The following is a 22,957-nucleotide window of genomic DNA, read 5'->3' as shown; positions in this document are numbered from 1 at the left end:
AGCCTTGTTTTTCCCTGCTGCTCGGTCGCATGATTGAATCATGTCTGAGCAAGCTCCGGTAATCGTTTGGTTTCGTCGCGATTTGCGGCTCGCCGATAACCCCGCTCTTGAGCATGCCTGCGAGAGTGGGCAAGCCGTCCTACCTGTCTACATTTTTGATGACGAGGCCGAGGGAGCTTGGCCGGATGGGGGTGCTAGTAAGTGGTGGCTGTACTACTCTTTGAAGTCGCTGCGAAAGGATTTGGAGGAGTTAGGATCTCGCTTATTGCTGCTCGAGGGAAAGTCAGGCGACGTGCTCACCGGTTTGTGCAAATCCACGCAAGCGAATGGCGTATTTTGGAATCGTCGTTACGAGCCGTCAATCGTCGCCCGCGATACGGAAATCAAAAAAACGCTCGCTGACCAAGGTCTGCTTACCCGTAGTTTCAACGGTTCCTTGCTGCAGTCGCCCTTGAGTGTGACCAATAAGTCCGGTACGCCTTTCAAGGTGTTTACACCATTTTGGAAGCATATCCAAAAATTGAGTACACGAAAACCTATCGCCAAATCGCAGCAGCTGCATGCACCTGGGGCATGGCCTCGCACCGAGTCGCTCGATTATTTCGGTTTGCTGCCCAAGCGGGACTGGGCGGATGGATTCGCCAAAGAGTGGACTCCAGGCGAAAGAGGAGGGCAAGTTGCTCTGAGTGTATTTCGAGATAAGTATGTTGGCAAATACTCTGACCTGCGTGACACCCCCTCCGTGCGAGGCGTTTCGCGGTTATCCCCCCATCTCCATTTCGGAGAATTGTCACCGAATCAGATTTGGCACGCGATGGACCGCGAAAAGAACGAACCGTATCTACGCCAAATAGCGTGGCGTGAATTCGGGCACCACTTGTTATACCATTATTCGGATACGCCTGAAAAACCCCTGCGCCCGGAATTCAAGAAATTTCCTTGGAGGCCGGATAAACGTCATCTGAAAGCTTGGCAAATGGGTCAGACGGGATACCCGATCGTGGATGCTGGAATGCGTGAGCTTTGGCATACCGGCTGGATGCACAACCGCGTTCGCATGATCGCGTCTTCGTTTTTGGTAAAGCATCTACTGCAGCCTTGGCAGGCGGGGGCAGAGTGGTTTTGGGACACCTTGGTAGATGCGGACCTCGCGAACAACACCATGGGTTGGCAATGGGTTGCTGGTTGCGGTGCGGATGCGGCCCCGTACTTTCGTATTTTCAACCCCATCACCCAAGGGGAGCGTTTCGATGGTGATGGTGAGTACACGCGCAAGTGGGTTCCTGAAATAGCTGGACTGCCGGATAAGTATCTTTTCAAGCCGTGGGAAGCTACCGCTGAACTGCTCGAGGAGGCTGGTATTGATTTAGGCAATACCTACCCGAAACCAATCGTTGATCATCCAGAGGCACGCCAATTGGCGTTGGACGCATACGCGGACATGAGGTCTTAATCGATATGAAATTTGAAAAGCGCAGTCCGATGCCATGCTCTGCTCAGGAGCTTTTCGATTGGCACGGTAGTCCCGGAGCCTTCGGGAGGCTAGCCCCGCCCTGGCAGTACATGGAGGTATTGCGGGAGGATCCCGGCTTGACGGAAGGCAAGCGTATCGAGCTCAAGATGGGCACGCCGTTAGGCAAGAGGGAGTGGCACGCTCGGCATACGCAGTGTGAACTGGGGAAGAGCTTTACAGACGTGCAAGAGAAGGGACCATTCAAGAGCTGGACGCATCGCCACGTTTTTGAGCCAAGGGGACTAGGGGAAAGCGATTTGGTAGATTCGATCGAATATGAAATGCCGATTGGTGAAATCGGAGACTCGATCGTGTCGGGCCAGTTGAAAAAGAGCTTTGCTTTCAGGCATTGGATCACGCGGAGAGATCTTGAACTCAAGCGGGCCTTGCCAGATTTTCGAACGCTAAAAGTTGCAATAACCGGGGGTAGTGGATTTTTGGGCACACAACTAAAACACCTTCTCGGTGCCCAAGGTCATGAAGTATTCGTTGTAACTCGTAGCAAAGACTCTGATTCAGACATTCGTTGGGACCCGGCGGAGGGTGAGATTGAATTGTCGCGGCTAGAGGGGCTCGACGCGATCGTACACTTGGCGGGAGAGAGTCTGACCTCAGGACGCTGGAGCGAGGAACGAAAGAAACGGCTTTGGTCGAGTCGCGTGGACACGACCGATTTTTTGGTGGACGCAATAGGGCGTCTGGAGCGTCCTCCCTCGGTCCTGCTTAGCGGTTCCGGGATCGGTATCTACGGGAGTGACCCAGAGAAGATCTTTACCGAAGAAGCAGCTAGGGGAGAGGGGTTCTTGGCGGAGCTTTGCGAAGCGTGGGAGGCTGCGGCTTCGCGCGCTGAAACTGTGGATACGCGTGTCTGTTTTCTTCGAACGGGAGTGGTGATCGATCCGAGAGGCGGGGCTTTGGAAAAGATGTTGCCCGCTTTCAAGTTTGGTGCGGGCGGCCCCTTGGGCGACGGCCAACAGTGGTTTCCTTGGGTGGCATTGGAGGACTGGATTGGGGCGGTCAATTGGTTGCTTCTTGCGCGCGGGGCGAAAGGGCCGGTCAATCTGGTAGCCCCAGGGGTCGTAAGGCAGAAGGAGTTCGCTCGAATTTTGGGTAAAGCTTTGAGTCGTCCATCATTTTTACCGGCCCCTAAGTTCGCTCTGAGGACCCTTCTTGGAGAGATGGCCGATGCAGCCTTGCTTTCCAGTATCCATGCGAAGCCGAACCAGCTCGAAACGTTGGGTTATCCTTTTGCCTTCGCGAAGCTCGACGAACTGTTTTCGAAAGTCCTTTGAGGAATTCGCAGTCGACGAAGCGTCTCCTGGCGTTTAGCGTTTCTGTCCCGTTTAACTAATGTTGACTAAGATAAGTCAGAAACCCATATAACCAACCATTATGGCAAAAGCATTCCCTGATATCACTGCTGCGATCGGCAACACCCCGCTTATTAAGCTCAACCGCCTGACCGAAGGCTGTGTGGCTGACATTTACGTCAAATGTGAATTTTTCAATCCGCTCTCGAGTGTGAAGGATCGTATCGGCAAGGCCATGATCGAGGCCGCCGAAAAAGAAGGAAAGCTCGGCGAAGGTTCAATCATTATCGAACCCACTTCTGGCAACACCGGAATCGCATTAGCATTCATCGCGGCTGCCCGTGGCTACCGCCTGATCCTCACGATGCCAGAAACCATGTCCATGGAACGACGCGTTTTGCTCGGAATGCTCGGAGCTGAGCTAGTATTGACTCCAGGTCCGAAAGGCATGCCGGGCGCGATCGCTCGCGCGACAGAGCTAGTCGCTGAGTACGGCGAAAAGGCGTTCATGCCGCAGCAGTTCGAAAACCCAGCTAATCCGGAAGTCCACCGCCAGACGACTGCGGAAGAAATTTGGGAAGCGACCGAGGGCAAGATCGACGCATTTGTCTCGGGAGTAGGAACGGGCGGCACCATCACTGGTGTTTCGGAAGTGATCAAGGGCCGTAGGGAGTTGTATACTGTAGCGGTAGAGCCGTCTAATAGTCCTGTCATTTCCGGCGGCCAACCAGGACCTCACAAGATTCAGGGAATCGGAGCCGGCTTCATTCCCAAGAATTGCAATACCGAGATCATCGACGATGTGATCAAGGTAGAGAACGAAGATGCTTTCGCGACGGCTCAAGACTTGGCCCTCAAGGAAGGAATCAGCTGCGGCATCTCTTCCGGCGCAAACGTTTGGGCGGCCTTGCAGTTGGCCAAGCGCCCAGAGATGGCAGGTAAGATGATCGTCACTGTCGCGTGTAGCGCAGGAGAGCGTTACATCTCCACGCCACTGGGCGAAAAGGCGCGTCTCGCGGCAGCGGCAGCGACTGTCTAGAGCGAATTCTGGAAACTCGACGCTTCAGCTAACGGCTAACCTTGAGCCGTTGATTTTTCGGCGGGCTTCCTGTTCAAGACAGCGAGCCCGTTTTTTTGTACCTCGAGCAATTGCCACGCTTCTATTCCTTTGAATTTCCCCCGTATCTTTTCCCGTTCGCTCGATGCGGCTTTGGAGACAGCGTTTCCCAGTCAGTGCGCGGGTTGCGGGGAGTTGGTTAGTGAATCTCGGTTTTCTGGCGTATGTCCGAGTTGCATTCCGCGCTTGCAGTGGATTGAGGATCCGAAGTGCCTGACTTGCGGGTTTCCTTTCTTTGGCGACACAGAGTCCCACACGCACTGCATGCACTGCGAGCATCTTCAGCCTGCGTTTCGGCAAGGGTGGTCGATCGCCTTGTTTCGCGGACCGTTGCGGGAGTTGATTTACTCTCTTAAATACAAGGAGGGCTTGTGGGCTCTGCGAGATATTCGCGAGCTGGCTCGCTCTGCTCCGGGCTTGTCGGAATTCGCCGGGGAGTCGGTCTTGGTCCCTGTACCCTTGCATTCGCGAAAGCTCCGCGAACGTGGGTATAATCAGAGCGAACTATTGGCCGAGGAGCTGCGAGAGGTTATTCCGAACTGCCGGGTCGAAGATCTTTTGTGCCGTCACGTCGATACCGTTTCCCAGACCCAGTTCGACCGGAAGCAGCGAATCCGGAACCTCAAAAATGCCTTTTCATTGCGCCAAAACCGTGCCATAGACCCGCCCAAACGCTATATTATTGTAGATGACGTCTTCACCACAGGTTCCACTGTCAATGCGTGCGCCGCAGCTCTGCGACGTGCGGGGGCTCGGTCGATAGACGTCTTGACTATAGGGCACGGATAGCCCGTTTCGGCGATTCCGCCTCATCTCAAACAACACATTGCTCAATCACCATGGCGCTTTTCCAAAAACCGAAGTACTCGACCGTTATCGTCAAAAAGAAGGACATTCCACACGGCATGTGGAAAAAGTGTCCCGTATCCGGCGAGATCATCTACAACAAGGAGCTGGAGCAGAACCAGAACGTCGTCGCCAAGAGTGGTTACCACTTTCCGATCACGGCCCGCAGCCGCATCGGCCACCTACTCGACGAAGGAAGCTTCACCGAGCTGGAAAAGGATCTTTGTGCAGGCGATCCTTTGGAGTTCGTCGACTCCAAGCCTTATCCGGAACGCCTTGCGGCTTACCAGAAGAAGACTGGAGAAAACGATTCCATCGTCAGCGGCGTGGGTAAGATCCACGGCATCCCCGTTTCCTTGGCTGTTTTTGACTTTCAGTTCGCGGGCGGCTCGTTGGGCTCGGTGGCAGGCGAGAAGATCACTCGGGCCATCGAATTGGCGATTAAGGAGAAGATTCCTTGTATCGTGGTTTCCGCTTCCGGTGGCGCCCGCATGCAAGAGGGCATCCTTAGCTTGATGCAAATGGCCAAGACAAGCGCCGCTCTCGGTCGCTTGTCGGAAGCTAAGCTGCCGTTTATATCCGTTTTGACAGACCCGACCGCAGGTGGTGTAACGGCGAGTTTCGCGACCCTTGGCGACGTGATCATCGCTGAGCCAGGTGCCCGTATCTGTTTCGCTGGTGCGCGCGTCATTAAGGAGACCACCAACGAGGAGCTGCCGGAAGGCTTTCAGTCAGCGGAGTTCCTTTTCCAGCGTGGACTGATTGACCAGATCGTGCCGCGCACGGAAATGCGCGGTCGGCTGCGCGATTTATTGTCAGCTCTCTACACGAAGAAAGAGCCGGTCGAGGCTTAGCGTTAAATATTTGTGGGAGCGAGCTTGTTCGCGAATCACCTCCCTCAGAGGTTAGCTTCGCGCCCAAGGGCGTTATCAAATCACTCTGATGCCTGAGCTAAACTCGTACGAATCTGCTCGCAATTGGCTGTATTCGCTGAAGAACCGCGGCTCCAAGTACGGCATCGACCGGATGGAGCGATTTGCGGAAGTACTTGGCCATCCGCAGCGCCGATACCCATGCATCCACGTCGCGGGGACCAATGGCAAGGGGTCGACTTGCGCCATGCTGGAGCGGATGTTTCGCGATCAAGGTTTTCGGGTGGGTCTCTCGACTTCGCCGCATTTGGTGAGGCAAGGGGAGCGGATTCAGGTTAACCGGAGGATTTTAGACGAGTCGCAGATTCTTGATTACGTTCGCGAATTTCTGCCTCTCGCGGAAAAGGTGGCGGAGGAAGATCCTGAGCTGCATCCGAGCTTTTTTGAATTCATGACTGCAATGGCCTTCATGCATTTCGCTCGAGAGGAGGTCGATTTGGCTATGGTTGAAGTGGGTTTGGGCGGGCGATTGGACGCGACGAATGTTCTCGTCCCGGAAGTGAGCGTTATCACTTCGATCGGTCTCGACCACTGTGAGATTTTGGGAGACTCGCTGGCGGCGATTGCCAGAGAAAAAGGAGGAATCATCAAGGCAGGCGTCCCGGTGGTTGCGGGATTTTTGGAGCCCGAGGCGTTGACTGAGATTCGGGTAATCTGTGAAGAACGCGGTTGCGAGCTGGTTTGCGTCGAGGAGAAGTTTGGCTCCGATCTTTTCAGGTACCCGGCGACGAACTTGCATGGAAGCTACCAACGGATCAATGCGGCGATCGCATTGACTGCGGCGGAGCTAGTCCAGCAGCGCTTTAATTTGGATTTGGACAAGGCTGAGAGGAGCCTGCTTGATGTCGCTTGGCCTGGACGTTGGGAGGAAAGGCAGCTCAAGTATCGAAAGATTGTCTTCGACGTTTCCCATAACGCGGAAGGGGCTCGCTGGTTGGATCAAAATCTCGCGGGGCTCGTCGAGAGAAGCGGGGGTGCACGTCCGGATATCGTGATGGGTGTGATGGGCGCTTACAGGGCATCTTCCTTAGTGCCGGTCGCTGCGAAATGGGCGCAAAGCCTGCGATTTGTCATGCCAGAGCAGGATAGGGCATGCACCTTCGCGGAACTGAAGTCATTTCTACCGTCCGACTTCAAGGGTGATGTTTTCGAGGAGAAGTTGGCGGACCTGTTTCCAGGTAAGGGCGAGTGTTCGCTCGATTTTGAAGCCGAACGCCCGGTGGTGGTGAGTGGCTCCATCTACCTGATTGGCGAGATCTGGGATCGCTTCTATGAAGAGAGCCCTTTGGGGCAAGGAGCGTTGCAGGACTTCTAATAGAACTTCAGTGTAGAAATAGAAAAAATCTCAAAACGGGGTTGACAGTTGGGTTCTTAATTAGCTTTTTCGGGGCCTTCCAAATGACGCCTCTCTAGCTCAATCGGTAGAGCAGTTGACTCTTAATCAATTGGTTCGGGGTTCGAGTCCCCGGGGGGGTACCACTTTTATTAAAGTTCAGCGGTACGAGTCCGTTTTACAGTTTAGTTCGCCGGTGTAGCTCAATTGGTAGAGCAACTGATTTGTAATCAGTAGGTTGCGGGTTCGAGTCCCATCACCGGCTCCACTTTCGAAAGAACCGCCATCAACATGATCGGCGGTTTTTTTGTGCCTGGTTCGGGCTGGTTTAATTCAGCCAGCCAAAGGGAGAAAGGTGAGGCGAAAATTGCGTCATTTCCCCTTTACACGGGAGAAGTTTTGTATCTTTGTCATCGATTCCTTCAAAGTCATGCAAAAGACCAAGAAATCTATCGCGAAACGCTTCAAGCTTACTGGCAACGGTAAGCTCCGTCGTCGTTCTCCTGGGCAGCGTCACCACCTTCACCAGAAGACTACGAAACAGAAGCGCAACCTAAACAAGGACAAGTCAGTCTCCGCTGGACGCCAAGCCGACCTCATGCGCGGTTTGCCCCACGGTCTCTAAAGTCCCTGTTTCGACGAGAATTATTTCGATCGGGTAAATTCTAATCAAGGCGACCTGACGAAATCCAATACTAGAAAGTTATAAAACATGCCTAGAGCAACAAACGCACCCGCATACACGAAGCGTCGCAAGAAGATGCTGAAGCAGGCCAAGGGCCACTTCGGTAACAAGTCGCGTCTCTACAAGTACGCCAAAGAATCCGTAGCCCACGCGCTCACTTACGCTTACCGCGACCGCCGCAACAAGAAGCGCACCTGGCGCGCTCTTTGGATCGTTCGTATCAACGCCGCTTGCCGCGCTGAGGATATGAGCTACAGCCGATTTACCGAAGGCCTCAAGGCTGCGGAAATCGTTCTCGATCGCAAGATCCTCGCTGACATCGCTGTAAACGATCCTATCGCGTTCAAGGGATTGGTCGAAAAGGCCAAGGATGCCCTGAAGGCGAAGGCTGCAGCGTAAGGCCTGAAGCGAAAGCGTTTTTCCGAAGCTCACAAAAAGAGCTCGGACATCACAATTTTCCTTTCACTAGAAGGAGTTCGAGTATCTGCTCGGGCTCCTTTTTTTATAGCCAAATTTCCCACGGCTCTCGCAGCGCAGCGCTCGAACCGTACCACCATCAGAAACCCTCCCTTCTCATGGAAGACGAACTCAATAATATCGTAGAATCTGCCAAGCAAAAGGTAGCCGCCGTGACAAGTCGCGCCGGCTTCGAAACTGTGAAGGCAGAAATCACTGGTCCTAACGGAGCTCTCACCAAGGTGATGAAAAACATGGGCTCGATCGCCAAGGAGGATCGCCCGACCTTCGGCAAGCTGATCAATCAGGCGAAGACTACGATCCAAGGCTTCTACGACGATGCCCTTGGTGCCATCGAACAAGCCGAGCTCGCCGCCCGAATCGGCCCCGCGATCGACCCATCCTTACCATCACCCAACGACCCTCTTGGCAGCCAGCATCCTCTGACCAAGGTACGAGAAGAGATCTGCAGCATTTTCAAGCAAATCGGCTTCACTGTCACGGAAGGTACTGAAGTCGAAACCGAGTACTACTGCTTCGACGCGCTCAACACGCCGGCCGATCACCCAGCTCGCGATTTGCAGGACACGTTTTATCTGCCCAGCGATGCCCAGTTTGGGAACGTATCCAAAAAGGCAGACGAGCGTTACCTGCTCCGTACGCACACGTCTTCGGTTCAGATCCGTACCATGCTCAAGGAAAAGCCACCACTGCGCATCATTTCGCCAGGGCGCTGTTTCAGGCGGGATACTGTAGACGCAACTCACAGTGCCAACTTCCATCAGATAGAAGGGCTCTACATCGACGAAGACGTCACCGTGCGCGACCTAAAGGCGGTGCTCGATTACTTCTTCGAGCGTTTGTTGGGGAAGGGGACGACGACTCGTTTTCGTCCACATTTCTTCCCTTACACCGAGCCTAGCTTTGAGGTCGATTTTTCCTCGAGCCATCTTGCAAAGCTCGGTAGCGACTGGGTCGAAATCGCTGGTTGCGGCATGGTGGAACCGGCAGTTTTGGAATCCGTCGGAGTCGACCAGGAAAAGCACTCCGGCTTTGCTTTCGGCATGGGAATCGAGCGTATCGCCATGATTCTCTACGGAATCGATGACATCCGCTATTTCTATCAAAACGACGCCCGCTTCCTCTCACAGTTCGCGTGAGGAAAACCTGTATCCAGAATATCTAACATTTTTATACTGTGAAAGTATCTCTCAAGTGGCTTAAGCGTTACGTTGACCTCGACGAGTCTCCTAAGGAACTCGCCGCCTCGCTCACTCTCCTCGGTTTCGAGGTAGATGACATGGAAACCACCGGCGTGCCTCCTCTCGAAAACGTAGTCGTGGGCGAAGTCCTGCAGCGCGACCAGCATCCAGATGCGGACAAGCTCGGCGTTTGCCGAGTGGATTGCGGACCGAAAATTGGCGAAAAGTCGATCGTGTGCGGAGCAAGCAACTACAAGGTCGGCGATCGAGTTCCTGTGGCGCTTCCTGGCGCGGAGCTCCCCGGAGGCTTCAAAATCAAGGAGTCTAAGCTTCGTGGGGTGCCTTCCGCTGGCATGATGTGTGGTGCGAGTGAAATTGGCGCGTCGGGTGACAACTCCGGACTGCTGATTCTCGATGGACGGCCGGAGCTTGGAACTCCGATCAATCAAGTGCTCACGGACAGCGATACAGTATTCAATTTAGAAGTTACTCCGAATAGACCGGACTGTTTGTCGCATATCGGTATTGCTCGCGAATTGGCGGCTTGGTATCGTCGGGACGTCAAGTATCCGAAAATCAACAACGTTCCTGCCAAGTCAGATTGTGCGAATGGCGAAGGTCTTTTTAGAGGACTGACCGTCGATGCACCGGAAGATTGTCCGCTTTACATCGCGAGTGTGATCAAGGGAGTGAAGGTTGGCCCAAGCCCCAAGTGGCTGCAGGAGGCCCTTTCTTCCATCGGTCTGCGTCCTATCAACAACGTGGTCGACGTGACCAATTTCGTCATGCACGAATGCGGCAACCCGATGCACGCGTTTGACGCCCGCGATATCGAAGGCGGAAAAATCATCGTTCGCAACGCGGGCGAAGGCGAAGTGATGAACACCCTCGACGGTGAAGAGCGCAAGCTTTCCAGCCGCATGGCGGTGATCGCTGACGAATCTAAGGCGCTTGCGGTTGCCGGCGTCATGGGCGGCCAAAATTCGGAGGTGAAGAAAGACACTACGGATCTTGTATTGGAAGTCGCCTATTTTAAGCCGAGTACCATCCGCTGGGTATCCAAAACGTTGGCGCTCTCGACCGATAGCTCCTACCGCTTCGAGCGCGGCGTGGACCCGCTTTCGCTCCGTTACGCTACCGAGCGTGCGGTTTCCCTTATTCTCGAAACTGCTGGTGGCGAGCTTTGCTCGAACGGTGTGACGGCGGGTAGCGAACCCGCATGGCAAACAGAAGTTGAGATCACTCCGGAATGGATTCGCAAGAAGAGTGGATTCGAAATCACGGACGAGGAGATTCGCGAAGCCCTAGAGTTGCTCGATATGAGCATCTCGGTGGATGGCGAAGGCGTATGGACGGTTTCGATACCAAGCTACCGGGGCGACCTCTATCGTCCCGTTGATCTGCTTGAAGAAGTGCTACGTATTTTCGGTACGGACAAGATTCCTGGAGGACAAGTCCGCGCCACCGCGACCACGGCCAATGACAGTCCGATCACCGAATTCAACCGTAAGACAGCGTCCTATCTCATCGGGCAGAACTTCGCCGAAACCGTAACGTATACGCTGCGTTCGGCTGGCGAGCAAAAGCGTTGGGCAGGGCACGTTTCTGCGGAGGAGTTAGCTTTGCTTAACCCGATCAGCGAAGACCAGACGCAACTGCGTCACAGCTTGCTTCCCGGCATGCTAGAGGTTTTGCACCTCAACCAGTCGCGCAAGACGGGCGCGAATCGCTTCTTCGAAACCGGTCGCGTTTTCCGGGAACTTAACGGCAAGGTGGTAGAAATGGTTGCGGTCGCCTTTCTCGAATGCAACGGCGGTACCGGTCGCTCCTGGAAGGAGCGGAGCTTTGACGATTTCTATGCGGCCAAGCAGCGCATCAAGACGATCGCGGGCTATGCGGGCATCGACCTTGATAAATTCAAGATTCGCGAAGTCAGCGACAACGAAGGCGCTTGGCAAGAAGGTCACAGCGCCGCGTACGAAGAGCCCAAGGCCGGCTTCTTCGCTCGCGTGGGATTGATGAGTCTGCCGCGCGTGAAGGAGATGGATATCCAAGGCGAAGTGTTCGGTGGGATCTTTTGCTACCTGCCGGAGCGTCTGCGGGAACCAAAGCGTATCAAGTTTAAGCCCTTCAGCCTGTACCCAGCTTCCAGTCGCGATTTGGCGTTGGTTGTCGACAAGTCCGAGCCGGCCGAAGAGGTCGTTCGCGCGATGTGCAAAATCGCGTCGAAAGCGACTAGGGACTTCGAAGTGGAAGACGTATCGGTGTTTGACGTCTACGAAGGTGTGGGTGTTGCAGAGGATAAGAAGAGCGTCGCAGTCAGTATGACGTTCCGCGCTCTCGACCGCACGCTTAAGGACAAGGAAGTGAATGCCGCTTTCGATACTATCCAGAACCAGGTTCGCGAGAATTCGCCTTACAGTATTCGAGACTAAATTTGACTCTATTGACCATGACTGAGGAAAAGCACATCGATATCGATTACACGGCGAAGCTTGCGCGTATCAATCTGACGGATGCGGAGAAGGAAAAACTCTCTGAGCAACTGGATTCAATTATTGGATACGTAGAGAAGCTTGAGGAATTGGATACGGAAGGCGTGGAGCCGACCGCTCACCCGCATCCTGTCTATAATGTTTGGCAAGAGGATGAGGTGAAGGGAGAGCTTTCTACGGAAGAAGCTCTCAAGAACGCTCCAGCCCAACGTGACAACATGATCGTCGTACCGAAGGTAGTGGACTGATTGTTACTCCCGCGAAGAGCACAAAGAAAACACGAAGGATACGGTGTCTAAAGAATTGCATTACAAGTCGGCTAGTGAGCTCTCGGAGTTGCTAGAGAAGAAGGAACTATCAGCGGTCGATCTGATGAAAGCGACGATCGCTCGTACCAAGGAGGTCGAGGACAAGGTCGGCGCGTTTAATTCCTACGATGAAGTCGACGCCTTGGCTCAGGCCGATGCCTCGGATGCGCGGCGAGCAGCGGGAGGATCGTTCGGTCCTTTGGATGGAATCCCCGTCGGCATCAAGGACAACCTTGCGGTGAACGGTCAACCATTGACTTGTTCCAGCAAGATGCTGGAGAAGTTTGTTTCGCCCTACGATGCGACTTGTATCGAGAAACTGAAGTCGCAGGGAGCGGTGCTATGGGGTCGTCTCAATCTTGACGAGTATGCAATGGGTTCCTCTACGGAGAATTCGGCTTTTAAGACGACCTCCAACCCTTGGAATCTCGATTGCATTCCCGGCGGTAGTTCCGGTGGATCGGCTGCGGCTGCGGCTGCGGGGCAAGCGGTGATGACCCTGGGGAGCGATACCGGTGGCTCGATTCGCCAGCCCGCTTCGCACTGTGGTGTTGTCGGTTTGAAGCCAACCTATGGTCGCGTTTCGCGGTATGGTCTGGCTGCCTTTGCCTCGTCGCTCGACCAAGTCGGTCCGCTCACGCGCAACGTCAAGGATGCGGCATTGCTGCTGCAGGCCATTTCCGGTCACGACGAGCGCGACTCGACGTCCTACAAGGTTTCCACGCCGAACTTCTTGGAGGCGATGGAAAAACAGCGCGGTCACAAGTGGACGCTCGGTTTGCCAAAGGAGTATTTTGCCACCGCAGCGGATACGCCTGCCATGAAGCCAGTTCTCGAGGCGATCGAATTCTACAGGAGTCTCGGCTGCGAAATAAAGGAAGTGTCGCTTCCGCACACGGACTACGCGGTGGCGACTTATTACATCATCGCGACGGCGGAAGCGTCATCGAATTTGGCTCGCTACGACGGTATCCGCTACACGCACCGGGCTGAGAAATTCGACGCCAAGGACTCGGTGGATATCTATTGCCAATCGCGTGCGGAAGGATTTGGCGAAGAAGTGAAGCGTCGCGTTATTTTGGGTACCTACGTTTTGAGCAGCGGCTATTATGACGCCTATTATCTCAAGGCTCAGAAAGTTCGTACTTTGATTCGCCGAGACTTCGAAAACGCCTTCAAGGAGGTCGACGCACTCCTTACTCCGACCTCTCCAACTCCCGCTTTTAAGAAAGGTGAAAAGGCGAGCGATCCGCTCTCCATGTACTTGAGTGATATCTATACAATCTCTGCGAATCTCGCGGGAATCCCTGGCATGTCATTGCCGTGTGGATACAGCGACGGGTTACCGGTGGGATTGCAAATCCTTGGCAAGCCGTTCAAGGAGGACGAGCTGCTCTCGATCGCCCACGAGTTTGAAATGGCCCACGACTTCAAGGATCAACACCCAAGCCTCTAATTTTATAATGGAATACGAAGCAGTAATTGGCCTGGAAGTTCACGTTCAGATAAAGGCCGAATCAAAGATTTTCTCCCGCGTTCGTGCAGGCTATGGGCACGAGCCGAACACTATGGTCGATCCCGTGGTAATGGGATTGCCGGGGGCGTTGCCAGTGATGAACAAGGCGGCGCTTGATGGAATAATAAAGGCTGGCCTGGCGTTGAATTGTACGATTCCGGAATCCTGCAAGTGGGACCGCAAAAACTATTTTTACCCCGATAGCCCAAACAACTACCAGATCACCCAGTACGACCAGCCGATCTGTGACGGTGGTTTTGTGGAAATAGAGTTGCCGGGGCACAACCGCGGCGAAATGGGCGAGCACAAGAAGATCGCCCTGACGCGTATCCATTTGGAGAACGATGTGGGCAAGCTGAACCACTTTGCCGACGACAGCTTGGTGGATTACAATCGGGCCTTCACTTCGCTCATGGAAATCGTCAGCGAGCCGGACATGCGCTCCGGTGAGGAAGCCTTCGCTTTTCTTACCGCGATTCGCCAAACCATGATCTATTGCGGTATCTCAGACTGCGATATGGAGAAGGGCCAGATGCGCGCGGACGCGAACATTTCGGTGCGTCCAGTTGGGCAGAAGGAGCTGGGGCAAAAGATAGAGCTTAAAAACCTCAATAGTATCACCGGCGTAAAGAATGGCATCGAGTACGAGATCAAGCGCCAGACGCGCGAGCTCAAGAAGGGCAATACGATCAAGCAGGCGACGTGGCGTTGGAACGCGGACCTCGGCCAGACGGAGATGATGCGCGAGAAGGAAGACGCTCACGACTATCGTTACTTCCCGGATCCGGATTTGATGCCGGTGCGCATCGACGAGGACTGGAAGACGAAGCTGCAGAACGAAATCCCGGAGCTACCCTGGGACAAGCAGCGTCGCTTCATTGAGGAATACGACCTGCCATTTTCGATTACTTCCGTGCTGGTGCCGGACCGCATTTTGAGCGATTGGTTCGAAGCTGCGGCTAAGCAGGAACCGAAGCTTGCACAGGCAATCGGCAATTTGGTGGCGAACGACTTGCTGCGCGATTTGAGCGAAGCGGGAATGAGTATCGATACGTGTAAGATAACTCCGGATACATTGCTGGGCTTGGTCAAGGTCGTCGACCAGGGAATCATCCCGAAGAATGTGGCCAACAAGGACGTCTTCCCAGAGATGTTCAAAACAGGCGAAACTGCGGAGGAGGTGATCGAGCGTAAGGGCTTGAAGCCCGATTTCGACGAAGGGCAGGTTAAGGTCTGGTGCCAAGAGGCGATCGATGAGAATCCCAAGCCAGTGCAGAATTACAAAGACGGAAACGAAAAGTCGCTCAATGCCTTGCTTGGGCCGGTCATGAAGAAGAGCAAGGGCAAGGCGAACCCGCAGTTGGTCAACAAGATCATCCGCGAGCTGATCGATTAAGGACGCTACCCAGGTTAAGTTCTAGGTGGTGGGACGGCCTTCAAGCCGTCCGTCCAAATAAAAAGTCAACCGCCTGGTTGGCGATTGACTTGAATTAGGGGAGTGAGCGAATGGAAAGGATTCGTTACGCTCTCTGACGCCTGCTCGCGATCACCAAGCCCATAGTGGCTGCACCTATAATTCCGTACATGGAAGGCGAAAACTCACTTACCGAGTTGATGGAAGCTTCGAATTCAGAGGCCTGAGCGACGTTTTTATCGTCACTGTTGGTGAGTCCTAAATCGTCAGTTGAGATATGGGCGCAGAGGACAGTCGCGGCGAAGATACAGGCGGTTGTCGTGAGGATAGGCTTCATAGTTCGTGTCGCTTTTGAGGCCACTAGAAGACAACGGAATATAGGGTATTACAACCCCCAGAGTGTGCCAATTCGGTTAACCCTGTCTTTGCTTAGATTGGCCTCATCCAATCCCCTATGCCTCACCTGACATTTTCCTGAGGACGGCCGACGATTTAAATGGATACCCTTACTCAAGGCTCAACTCACTGATAAGATTCTCAACAGCTGTCCAATGTAGATCGACGGATTGTTTTGTTCCGCTGATGGTGAACACTACGAGATTGGACCCTACAAAGCAGAAAATTTCTCGCCGTTTGACCAGTCCCCGCGTCGTTTCCAGTTGATACACGATTTGGCGAAACTGCTTTCCGAAAACATAAGGGGTGATCGCTTGCCCGATGTTCGTATTTTCCAAGACGATCTCGATGTACGGTTTTTCAATCAGGAGCCCTTTTCGATAGGCTGACCATGAGACTTCGGAAAGGTCTGGAAGAAATTCACCTCCCTTGAAGAGTGAAAGGCCGATCGTGATTCCGGGAAGTTGGGTGTCTGTGATCTCGCCAGAGTAGCGACTCGAAGACGGTCGATTGATGCGTAGATTCTCTCGGTTTGCGAGTTCGAAGGAGAGGTCGCTCGATTGTACCAGCAACATGGGTACATGAATTCCGTCGAAATTGTCGAAGGAGCTTCTCGTACTCAATTCTGGCCGAGCAGATTTAGGCCAGAAGAGAGCTTCGAGATCACTCCCGTCATTTGCAGTTTGGGAAAAAGCTGCTGCAGCTGTTCCCATTAACAGGGCAATGGTGTAGAGCGGTTTATTTAGAGTCATCGTAACTTCGCTTCGGGGGAATGCCGATAACCTTTTGGACGGTTGATCGGCTTCTCGTGTCTTACTTTTGGTTTTAGATTGGATTATTCGTCCGATCGATTGCTGTCCTTAGACATCGATCAAATCTTAGTTTCGTAGCGGGTTATTATCTTAGTTAGACGTGACCTGCCAAGGAAGTGTCGAGATACGGTCCTCGTATTCTTCTTTTGTGAGGTTGGTGTAGTTGATTCTACGATACGTTCTCAAAAGTGGTGTGCCAGGGGGGAAGGTGCCGTCGAGGAAAAGTTGACTGAATCCCCACTTGCGGCCAGGAGGCCCATAATAGTCGATGCGCCAGGCACTATCGTCTACCTCGCTTTCGTAGAGACAAACGAGGGAACCTCTGATGTAGAGGTCGTCGCCTGACCAGTTTTCGAGGAATCGGGGGAAGTTGTGCACACCTCCGCTGCTACGACCGTTTCCGTTAGCGTTGGAGGGAATCAAACCTGATACAATGGCCGCCGCGACCTCGGTGGAGCGGGCGTCTTGCTTTTTCGTGGAAAAGGAATTTGCGTCGTAGCTGGACCTATTTTCATCCCAATTTTCGGAGAGTATGGTGACGCTGTCGCCAAAGAGTGCGACAGGAACTTCTCCTAGCTCCGGAACGACGGAGCTATTTTCGCTGGTGTTGGTTTCGTGCAGAGATCCGTCAGCATTGAAATCTCCGAGCACATAGAGCGCGTTATTGGTGGCTAATGTCATACCGGGATCCGCTCCGCGGCTGGGAATTCCTTGTTTCCAAGCATCGGTTTCTCCTCCCCATAGGCGAACTCCGGAGTAGTGGAGCCTCGCTTGCTCGTTGGCGTCGGAGGAGCTGGTTTTGCATTCAACATAGACGATTCCATTCCAGTCGGCTCCAGGATTGTAGCACGCGTTTGTGTAAACAGACGATCCATCGGCAGGGACGGTTCCATACGCGTCGTACGGTTTGATATGTTCGTTGTCGACTGAGTAGTCGGGGTCCTCGATGAGCTGCTTGAGTTTGCCGACATTGAATTCGAGCATCGTTATATACTCGTTGCGGCGGTGATCGTACATGACGTCAGACTTGATCTCGAACAATTTGTTAGCGCCGGAGCCTTCGAGGTGAGTAATGTCGTAGCGAATACCGCCCTCGTTGTAGAGGCGTACCTCGTTTGTTTGCACATCCCAAGTTATATAGAGACCGGCCTTGTTGGAGAGCTTTTGCTTCTCGACCTCCTCGTTGTAGTCAGGATGCACGACGCTCAGTGGAGCTTCGATCAACTGGTGCCCAGAGTTCAGCGGATCGTAGGCTGCAGTGGTCGGATTGTCTGGGAGGTAATCCGGAAAGGCGACTGGGTTGTAGGTTTCTACTCCGTGCTCTTGAGTGAGTAGATTGCCGTTCCATCGATCGGCCGCGTAGGTTCTCCAGTTACTCATATTCGAGTCTTTATATGAGTTGTTGACTTTCATGGAGGCTAGGTTCCCGGCGCGGTTCTTAAACTTTACGTGACCGGACTGCAGGGATTCACCGCCGGAACCTTGGGCAGATCGGACAGAAGTGCCCCAGCCGTAGAACATGTCACTCGCCGTGGAGACGGGATAGTGGAAGTCCACGCCATTAATTGCTTGCAAATAGAGGTTTCCATTCGCGTGAACGGGTCCGTGGATCTCCATCTTAGGTCCAGGTGAGACTTCAAGGTCGAGGTTGTAGAAGATGGCGTGGGCGAAAAGAGGGGCGTCGCGAACTTGCATCTTTTGAGTGACGTAGTTCGTGATGTCTGGTCCGCCTCGAGGATCTATAACTGTCGCTTTCGCGTACAGAGCGATTTGTCGTGCGTAGACGCTTTGGCCACGAAGAGGATCGAATTCGTTCGCGGGATTAGCCGGATCAATAAATGTCAAAGTAGTGGGATAATCGTCTATTATGCCGCCGATGATTTCTGATTTCGTGTGATCTACATTGGAGCCGAAAAGATTGGAAGAAGGCATGCTCAGCGCGTCCGCCGATGAAGGTGAGAGCGCGGAGTTGGAGAAGTTCGTTTGGTTCTCGAACTTATGCCGGAGCTGGGCGAAGCCGTACTCGACGACGGCCTCGGAAGCGTTCTTTGCGATGAGGCGAAGTTCGTGACGGGCATTAATCTTACGCTCGGTGAGAGAATGGCTGAGGATGGCTCCCAGTACGACCGCAAGCGCCGTAGTGATGACGAAGACTGCCATCACTACGCTGCCCCGTTTCTCGCTGATTCTTGCATTTCGATTTTTCATACGCTTAGCCTCTCGGTGATACAGTGAAGTTATAGGTGTTGGTTGCCCGTTTGAGATTGCTTCCGTGATGGAGAATCTCGCCTTGGACGGTTATGCTACGGTTATAGAAATTGAAGAAGAGTTGGCCGTCACTGAGTCCTTTTGAGAGCTCTATTATTTCGCTGTGGGTTCCTATTGTTTCCACTACAGGGAGGAGATCCTCGAGAACAGCGGCTTGCGGCGAACTGAAATCGGTCGAGAATCGCATGACAGGACCTTCGGAGTCTTCGGTCGCGGCTCGGTAGAAACCTATTAAGCCGGTATAGAGGTTGGGGTCGTTGTCGTCCGTGAAGACGAGTACTAGGAAGTCTCCCGATCCGCCCGCGTCGACTCGTGTGCGATTGGTAAAGGATTCGTAGATGACGAAGAAGTTCGAGTAAGTCGCGTTGTCGCTTAGCTCGCTGGTGAACTTTCGTATGTCATGGTTCACGAGCAACTTGCCTTCGTTGTAGGCTGCGAAGTTTGACGTTGAAATAAGGAAACTCATCACCGCCCCCATAATTACTCCAAAGACCACAGTGGTCACCATGACCTCGGTGAGGGTAAACGCTTTCTTGCTCAGCCTTTTGGTTACAGTTCGCATGTTCTTAGAAAGTTGGGATACGCGAGCGTATGGCGTAGAGGGTATTGCCGACCGCTACATTCGCGCCTGTGGAGTTGTCTGTATAGTCCCAGCGGAGTACGATCCGCCGCGCCTCGCCGACGCCATTTGCTTCGTCGGTGATGTCCTGAACGTAGACTACAAAGTTGATACTCAGATCGTCCTGAGCGACTTCAGGTGTGTTGTTGATGTCGATGCTGCGGGTATTGACGATATCAGTGTCAGCGTTGCCCGTTTCCACGTCGGCAGGTAATGGGGAGACGATGAGGGAATCCGGCACACCTTGGCTGATCAGCTCCGGGATGGTGCTTTCATCGAGATGTCTGAACTTCATGTTCTTCAGCTGCTCGACGTAGCCTTGTGCCACTGTTGTGGCGGTCGCTACATAGATCGAGCCTTCCGTCATCTTGCGGGCTTGTAGTAGACCTGAAAGGACTCCGACTGAAGCGATTGTGAAGATGACGGTTCCCACCATCACTTCCACGAGTGTGAAGGCAGCAGTAGCGGGTTTGGTTTTGGATCTTCGACGAAAGGAGGGCATTTCAGATCATCTATCGGTGTATAGTTAGGATTATCTGAAAAAAATCTCGTTTTAGTGTTTCTAGATACAGGTTTTGAGCGCCTTACCCCAGCGAGGTTTCCCTAGAAGTGGCGAACGCTACAGGTAGGCCTTGCGGAAATTACTGACTGCCCTTGCGTTCTTGTTCGGGGGGATTCCGTACGGGGGCTGGACTCTTATTTGGGTTGCGGCCAGCTCTGCCGGAGCTTATTCACTCCCGCTTAATTTTTGATCGATGAAGTCCTTTTACATCACCACCGCAATTGATTACGCGAACGGCTCCCCCCATCTCGGGCACGCCTACGAAAAGGTGCTGACCGATGTGGTCGCCCGCTTCCGCAGACTAATGGGGGATGATGTCTACTTCCTCACCGGAATCGATGAGCACGGCCAAAAGGTCCAGCAATCCGCTGCCAAGCGAGGCATCGAGCCGATCGAGCTTTGCGACGAAGCTGCTGAACAGTTCAAAGAGCTTTGCTCGAGCCTCAACATTTCCAACGACGACTTCATCCGCACCACGGAGACGCGCCACAAGGACGTGGTTCGTACTATTTTGCAGGACCTCTACGATCGTGGAGAAATTTATCAGGCCGAGTACAAGGGGTTCTACAGCTCACGTGCCGAACAATTCCTCCAAGAAAAGGACATGGTCGACGGCAAGTGGCCGGAACTCTTTGGCGAGGTCACCGAAATCACGGAGAGCAACTACTTCTTCAAGCTCAGCCAATACCAAGATTGGCTGATCGAGCACATCAAGACGCACGAGGACTTCATATTCCCGCGTTTCCGGGCCAAGCAGGTGCTGGAGTTCCTCAAAGAGCCGATCAACGACCTTTGCATCTCCCGCCCCAAGGAGCGCCTCGAGTGGGGGATCCCGCTGCCCTTCGACGAGGAGTACGTGACCTACGTTTGGTTCGACGCCTTGGTGAACTACATCAGCGCGGTAGGTTACGGCACGCCAGATTTCGAAAAGTATTGGCCGGTCAACTACCACGTGATCGGCAAGGATATTCTCTTGCCGCCGCACTCTGTCTATTGGCCCATAATGCTCAAAGCCATTGGAGTGGAAATCCCATCCAGCCTGCTCGTGCACGGTTGGTGGTCCATCAACGGCGACAAGATGTCCAAGAGCACTGGTAACTTCATCGAACCGAGCGAATTTGCAAAGGAGTACAGTGTGGACGCACTGCGCTACTTCCTTGTTCGCGAAATGAGTGTGGGGCAGGATAGTGATTTTTCAGACGATCTCTTCACCAACCGCTACAATAGCGATCTCGCAAACGACTTGGGCAACTTGCTCAACCGCGTGCTTACCATGACGCCTCGCTACTGCGGCGAGACGTTCCCCCCTCGCTCTGTGGCTGAAGAACCGGAGCAAGAGCTGGAAGACGCTTGGGCAAACACCGAGCACAAGGTAGTCGAACTCTACGAGGATTTCCAATTCCACAAGGGTTTGGAGCTCACCTTCGCTTTCATCCGCTCTATCAATCGCTACGCCGAGCAACGCTCCCCTTGGAAACTTGCTAAGTCGGATGACCAGAAGGACAAGGATACCTGTGCCACGGCTCTCTCGCTCATGGCCGAAGCACTTCGCCGGGCAGTCGGTCTGCTTGAGCCGGTCATGCCTCAGACCACCACACGCGTGTACGAGCTTCTCGGATACGAGAGTGATGCACCGTGGTTGGAGCGCCTCAAGGCCTCCGATGCTTTGACCGGAGCCAAAGTCGGCGAAAAGGTGATTCTTTTCCCAAAGCCGCAGCAAGAGAAGAAGTAGGCACGTTTCCCTTTTGTGGATACTATCCAGCTAGACCCCAGCCAAGCGAAGAGCTACGAAGCCTTGCATGCTTTTTTGCAAGGCTGCCAGTTCAAAGCGGCGGAGAAGGGGCATGCTCAGCTGGTGAGCATCGCCGCGGAGTCGTCGATCCTGGATCCACTCGCAGTTTTAGAGTCAATCTACGAGGAGCGTCAGCAGCACTTTTACATCGAACGGCGTCGCGATGAACTGGCGATCGCCGGTGCTGAAGTCGCGGTGAGCTTTTCGCCTGCGGGAGCTGAGCGCTTCAAATCGGTAAAGCTATGGATGGATGAGGTGCTGGATAATTCCATCGCCGTGGGTGATCCCGCCTTGCCGTTTTTCGGGCCGCACTTTTTCTGCGGATTCACGTTTTTCGACGAAGTAGCCGAGAATTCGCCGTTTCCCGCTACTTCTGCTTTCGTGCCTCGATGGCAGGTCGTTGCTTACAAAGGACGCTGCATTGCGATAGCAAACGCGACGATCGATGCGGGCGATGATATCGAGTCGGTGGCAAAACGTATCTGGAATGCGAATACGAAGTTTCGCACCTTTGACTACACCGACGAAGAGGAACGTTCGAAGCGAGAAAGCCTGCGTGTACTTGCAACCGAAGAGTGCGGAGGAGAAAACGCCTTCCGCGAGTCGGTCAGCAAAGTTCTGAATCTGATCGATGAGGGTGAGTTTCAGAAGATAGTGCTGGCTCGAGCACTCGATCTCAAAGCGGACCAAGCATTTCACCCGTTGGAAATTCTCAATACGCTGCGCGAGCGTTACGAGGACTGTTATGCCTTTTCAATAGCCAATGGAAAAGGGCAGAGCTTTATCGGTGCCAGTCCGGAGCGCCTTGTATCCGTTTCCCAAGGGCTTGTTAATGTAGACGTTCTTGCAGGCACGGCTCCTCGCGGCAAAACGGCCTCTGAGGATGCCCGATTGGGAGCAGGGCTGCTGGAAAGCGAAAAGGACCGGCGTGAACATCGGATCGTTCATGAATCGGTTTGTCGACGCTTGCGCGATATTGGTCTCTCGGTCGAAGGGAAGTGTCATCCAAGTTTGAAGAAACTACAAAATGTGCAGCACCTGTTTGTAGATGTCGAAGCAGACTTGGAAGATGGTATCCATTTGTTGGATCTAGTCTCAGAACTTCACCCTACGCCTGCAGTGGGAGGTACGCCCCGCGAGTCTGCAGTGCCAAAAATCAAGGAACACGAGAGCTTTGACCGCGGCCTTTACGCAGGGCCGATCGGTTGGATAAACTCCAAGGGAGAGGGCGAATTTTTGGTAGGCATTCGTTCCGCTCTCGTCGATGGCGATATCGCTCGCCTCTACGCGGGAGTAGGTGTGGTCAAGGGGTCTGTACCGGAACGCGAACACCTGGAAACGAATCTAAAGTTCCAAGCTCTCAAAGAAAACCTACTCTGAT

General features: G+C 53.6%; 20 protein-coding genes, 2 tRNA genes and 1 pseudogene. 18 read left to right on the top strand and 5 right to left on the bottom strand.

The genetic code is table 11. From position 1 onward, the window contains the following. Positions 1–40 precede the first annotated feature (40 nt). The 16 genes and pseudogenes from QEH53_RS15125 to gatB all read left to right on the top strand — a co-directional run bounded on the left by QEH53_RS15125 (position 41) and on the right by gatB (position 15,109). Positions 41–1,453, top strand: a complete 1,413-nt coding sequence (locus tag QEH53_RS15125) for a deoxyribodipyrimidine photo-lyase (RefSeq protein ID WP_309024053.1) — start codon at positions 41–43, stop codon at positions 1,451–1,453. 5 nt (positions 1,454–1,458) lie between these two features. Then, the gene (locus QEH53_RS15120) at positions 1,459–2,805 is read left to right on the top strand and encodes a TIGR01777 family oxidoreductase (RefSeq protein ID WP_309024052.1); all 1,347 of its coding nucleotides are present in this window, start codon (positions 1,459–1,461) and stop codon (positions 2,803–2,805) included. 100 nt (positions 2,806–2,905) lie between these two features. Further along, a complete protein-coding gene (gene cysK, locus QEH53_RS15115) occupies positions 2,906–3,862 on the top strand; it encodes a cysteine synthase A (RefSeq protein WP_309024051.1) in 957 nt (318 codons plus the stop codon). 129 nt (positions 3,863–3,991) lie between these two features. After that, positions 3,992–4,201 (top strand): annotated as a pseudogene (locus QEH53_RS24465) (double zinc ribbon domain-containing protein); the annotation flags it as partial. Positions 4,202–4,204: 3 nt separating this feature from the next. After that, complete coding sequence (locus QEH53_RS15110; protein ID WP_309024050.1) at positions 4,205–4,729, top strand: phosphoribosyltransferase family protein; 525 nt, start codon at positions 4,205–4,207, stop codon at positions 4,727–4,729. A gap of 50 nt (positions 4,730–4,779) precedes the next feature. Continuing rightward, entirely contained in the window at positions 4,780–5,640 is an 861-nt protein-coding gene (accD, locus tag QEH53_RS15105) for an acetyl-CoA carboxylase, carboxyltransferase subunit beta (protein ID WP_309024049.1), read from the top strand. A gap of 88 nt (positions 5,641–5,728) precedes the next feature. Continuing rightward, positions 5,729–7,033, top strand: coding sequence for a folylpolyglutamate synthase/dihydrofolate synthase family protein (locus QEH53_RS15100; protein WP_309024048.1), 1,305 nt, complete (start codon positions 5,729–5,731; stop codon positions 7,031–7,033). Positions 7,034–7,121: 88 nt separating this feature from the next. Beyond that, positions 7,122–7,197 (top strand) — tRNA-Lys (locus tag QEH53_RS15095). 46 nt (positions 7,198–7,243) lie between these two features. Beyond that, positions 7,244–7,319, top strand: a tRNA-Thr gene (locus tag QEH53_RS15090). A 162-nt stretch (positions 7,320–7,481) separates the two neighbouring features. Continuing rightward, positions 7,482–7,676: a 50S ribosomal protein L35 gene (gene rpmI, locus QEH53_RS15085; RefSeq protein WP_309005415.1), complete on the top strand. Its 195-nt coding sequence runs from the start codon at positions 7,482–7,484 to the stop codon at positions 7,674–7,676. Positions 7,677–7,763: 87 nt separating this feature from the next. Next, positions 7,764–8,135, top strand: a complete 372-nt coding sequence (rplT, locus tag QEH53_RS15080; protein ID WP_309024047.1) for a 50S ribosomal protein L20 — start codon at positions 7,764–7,766, stop codon at positions 8,133–8,135. A gap of 176 nt (positions 8,136–8,311) precedes the next feature. Beyond that, a complete protein-coding gene (gene pheS / locus QEH53_RS15075; protein WP_309024046.1) occupies positions 8,312–9,352 on the top strand; it encodes a phenylalanine--tRNA ligase subunit alpha in 1,041 nt (346 codons plus the stop codon). Between the two features lie 38 nt (positions 9,353–9,390). Further along, positions 9,391–11,829, top strand: a complete 2,439-nt coding sequence (pheT, locus tag QEH53_RS15070) for a phenylalanine--tRNA ligase subunit beta (RefSeq protein ID WP_309024045.1) — start codon at positions 9,391–9,393, stop codon at positions 11,827–11,829. A gap of 17 nt (positions 11,830–11,846) precedes the next feature. Then, entirely contained in the window at positions 11,847–12,137 is a 291-nt protein-coding gene (gatC, locus tag QEH53_RS15065; RefSeq protein WP_309024044.1) for an Asp-tRNA(Asn)/Glu-tRNA(Gln) amidotransferase subunit GatC, read from the top strand. A gap of 43 nt (positions 12,138–12,180) precedes the next feature. Beyond that, entirely contained in the window at positions 12,181–13,653 is a 1,473-nt protein-coding gene (gene gatA / locus QEH53_RS15060; protein ID WP_309024043.1) for an Asp-tRNA(Asn)/Glu-tRNA(Gln) amidotransferase subunit GatA, read from the top strand. Between the two features lie 7 nt (positions 13,654–13,660). Continuing rightward, positions 13,661–15,109: an Asp-tRNA(Asn)/Glu-tRNA(Gln) amidotransferase subunit GatB gene (gene gatB / locus QEH53_RS15055; protein WP_309024042.1), complete on the top strand. Its 1,449-nt coding sequence runs from the start codon at positions 13,661–13,663 to the stop codon at positions 15,107–15,109. Positions 15,110–15,233: 124 nt separating this feature from the next. Here gatB and QEH53_RS15050 read toward each other — a convergent pair whose 3' ends face one another. The 5 genes from QEH53_RS15050 to QEH53_RS15030 form a co-directional block, all read right to left on the bottom strand. Beyond that, a complete protein-coding gene (locus tag QEH53_RS15050) occupies positions 15,234–15,464 on the bottom strand; it encodes a hypothetical protein (protein ID WP_309024041.1) in 231 nt (76 codons plus the stop codon). 169 nt (positions 15,465–15,633) lie between these two features. Beyond that, positions 15,634–16,275 (bottom strand): hypothetical protein, encoded by a 642-nt coding sequence (locus QEH53_RS15045; RefSeq protein ID WP_309024040.1) that lies wholly within the window; start codon positions 16,273–16,275, stop codon positions 15,634–15,636. A 150-nt stretch (positions 16,276–16,425) separates the two neighbouring features. Further along, positions 16,426–18,543, bottom strand: a complete 2,118-nt coding sequence (locus QEH53_RS15040; RefSeq protein WP_309024039.1) for a hypothetical protein — start codon at positions 18,541–18,543, stop codon at positions 16,426–16,428. 4 nt (positions 18,544–18,547) lie between these two features. After that, entirely contained in the window at positions 18,548–19,165 is a 618-nt protein-coding gene (locus QEH53_RS15035) for a type II secretion system protein (RefSeq protein ID WP_309024038.1), read from the bottom strand. Between the two features lie 4 nt (positions 19,166–19,169). Next, positions 19,170–19,724 (bottom strand): prepilin-type N-terminal cleavage/methylation domain-containing protein, encoded by a 555-nt coding sequence (locus tag QEH53_RS15030; RefSeq protein ID WP_309024037.1) that lies wholly within the window; start codon positions 19,722–19,724, stop codon positions 19,170–19,172. Positions 19,725–19,977: 253 nt separating this feature from the next. On the opposite strand from QEH53_RS15030, the gene metG reads away from it, so the two are divergent. Beyond that, positions 19,978–21,516, top strand: a complete 1,539-nt coding sequence (gene metG, locus QEH53_RS15025; RefSeq protein ID WP_309024036.1) for a methionine--tRNA ligase — start codon at positions 19,978–19,980, stop codon at positions 21,514–21,516. 15 nt (positions 21,517–21,531) lie between these two features. Further along, positions 21,532–22,956 carry an isochorismate synthase gene (locus QEH53_RS15020; protein WP_309024035.1) on the top strand — a complete coding sequence of 475 codons (1,425 nt, stop codon included), beginning with the start codon at positions 21,532–21,534 and terminating at the stop codon, positions 22,954–22,956. The last annotated feature ends 1 nt before the right edge of the window (position 22,957 follow it).

This window comes from Pelagicoccus sp. SDUM812002 (assembly GCF_031127835.1).
GTDB lineage: Bacteria > Verrucomicrobiota > Verrucomicrobiia > Opitutales > Opitutaceae > Pelagicoccus.
The sequence above is the reverse complement of the archived record's forward strand: the minus strand, read 5'-3'. Positions and strand labels throughout refer to the sequence as shown.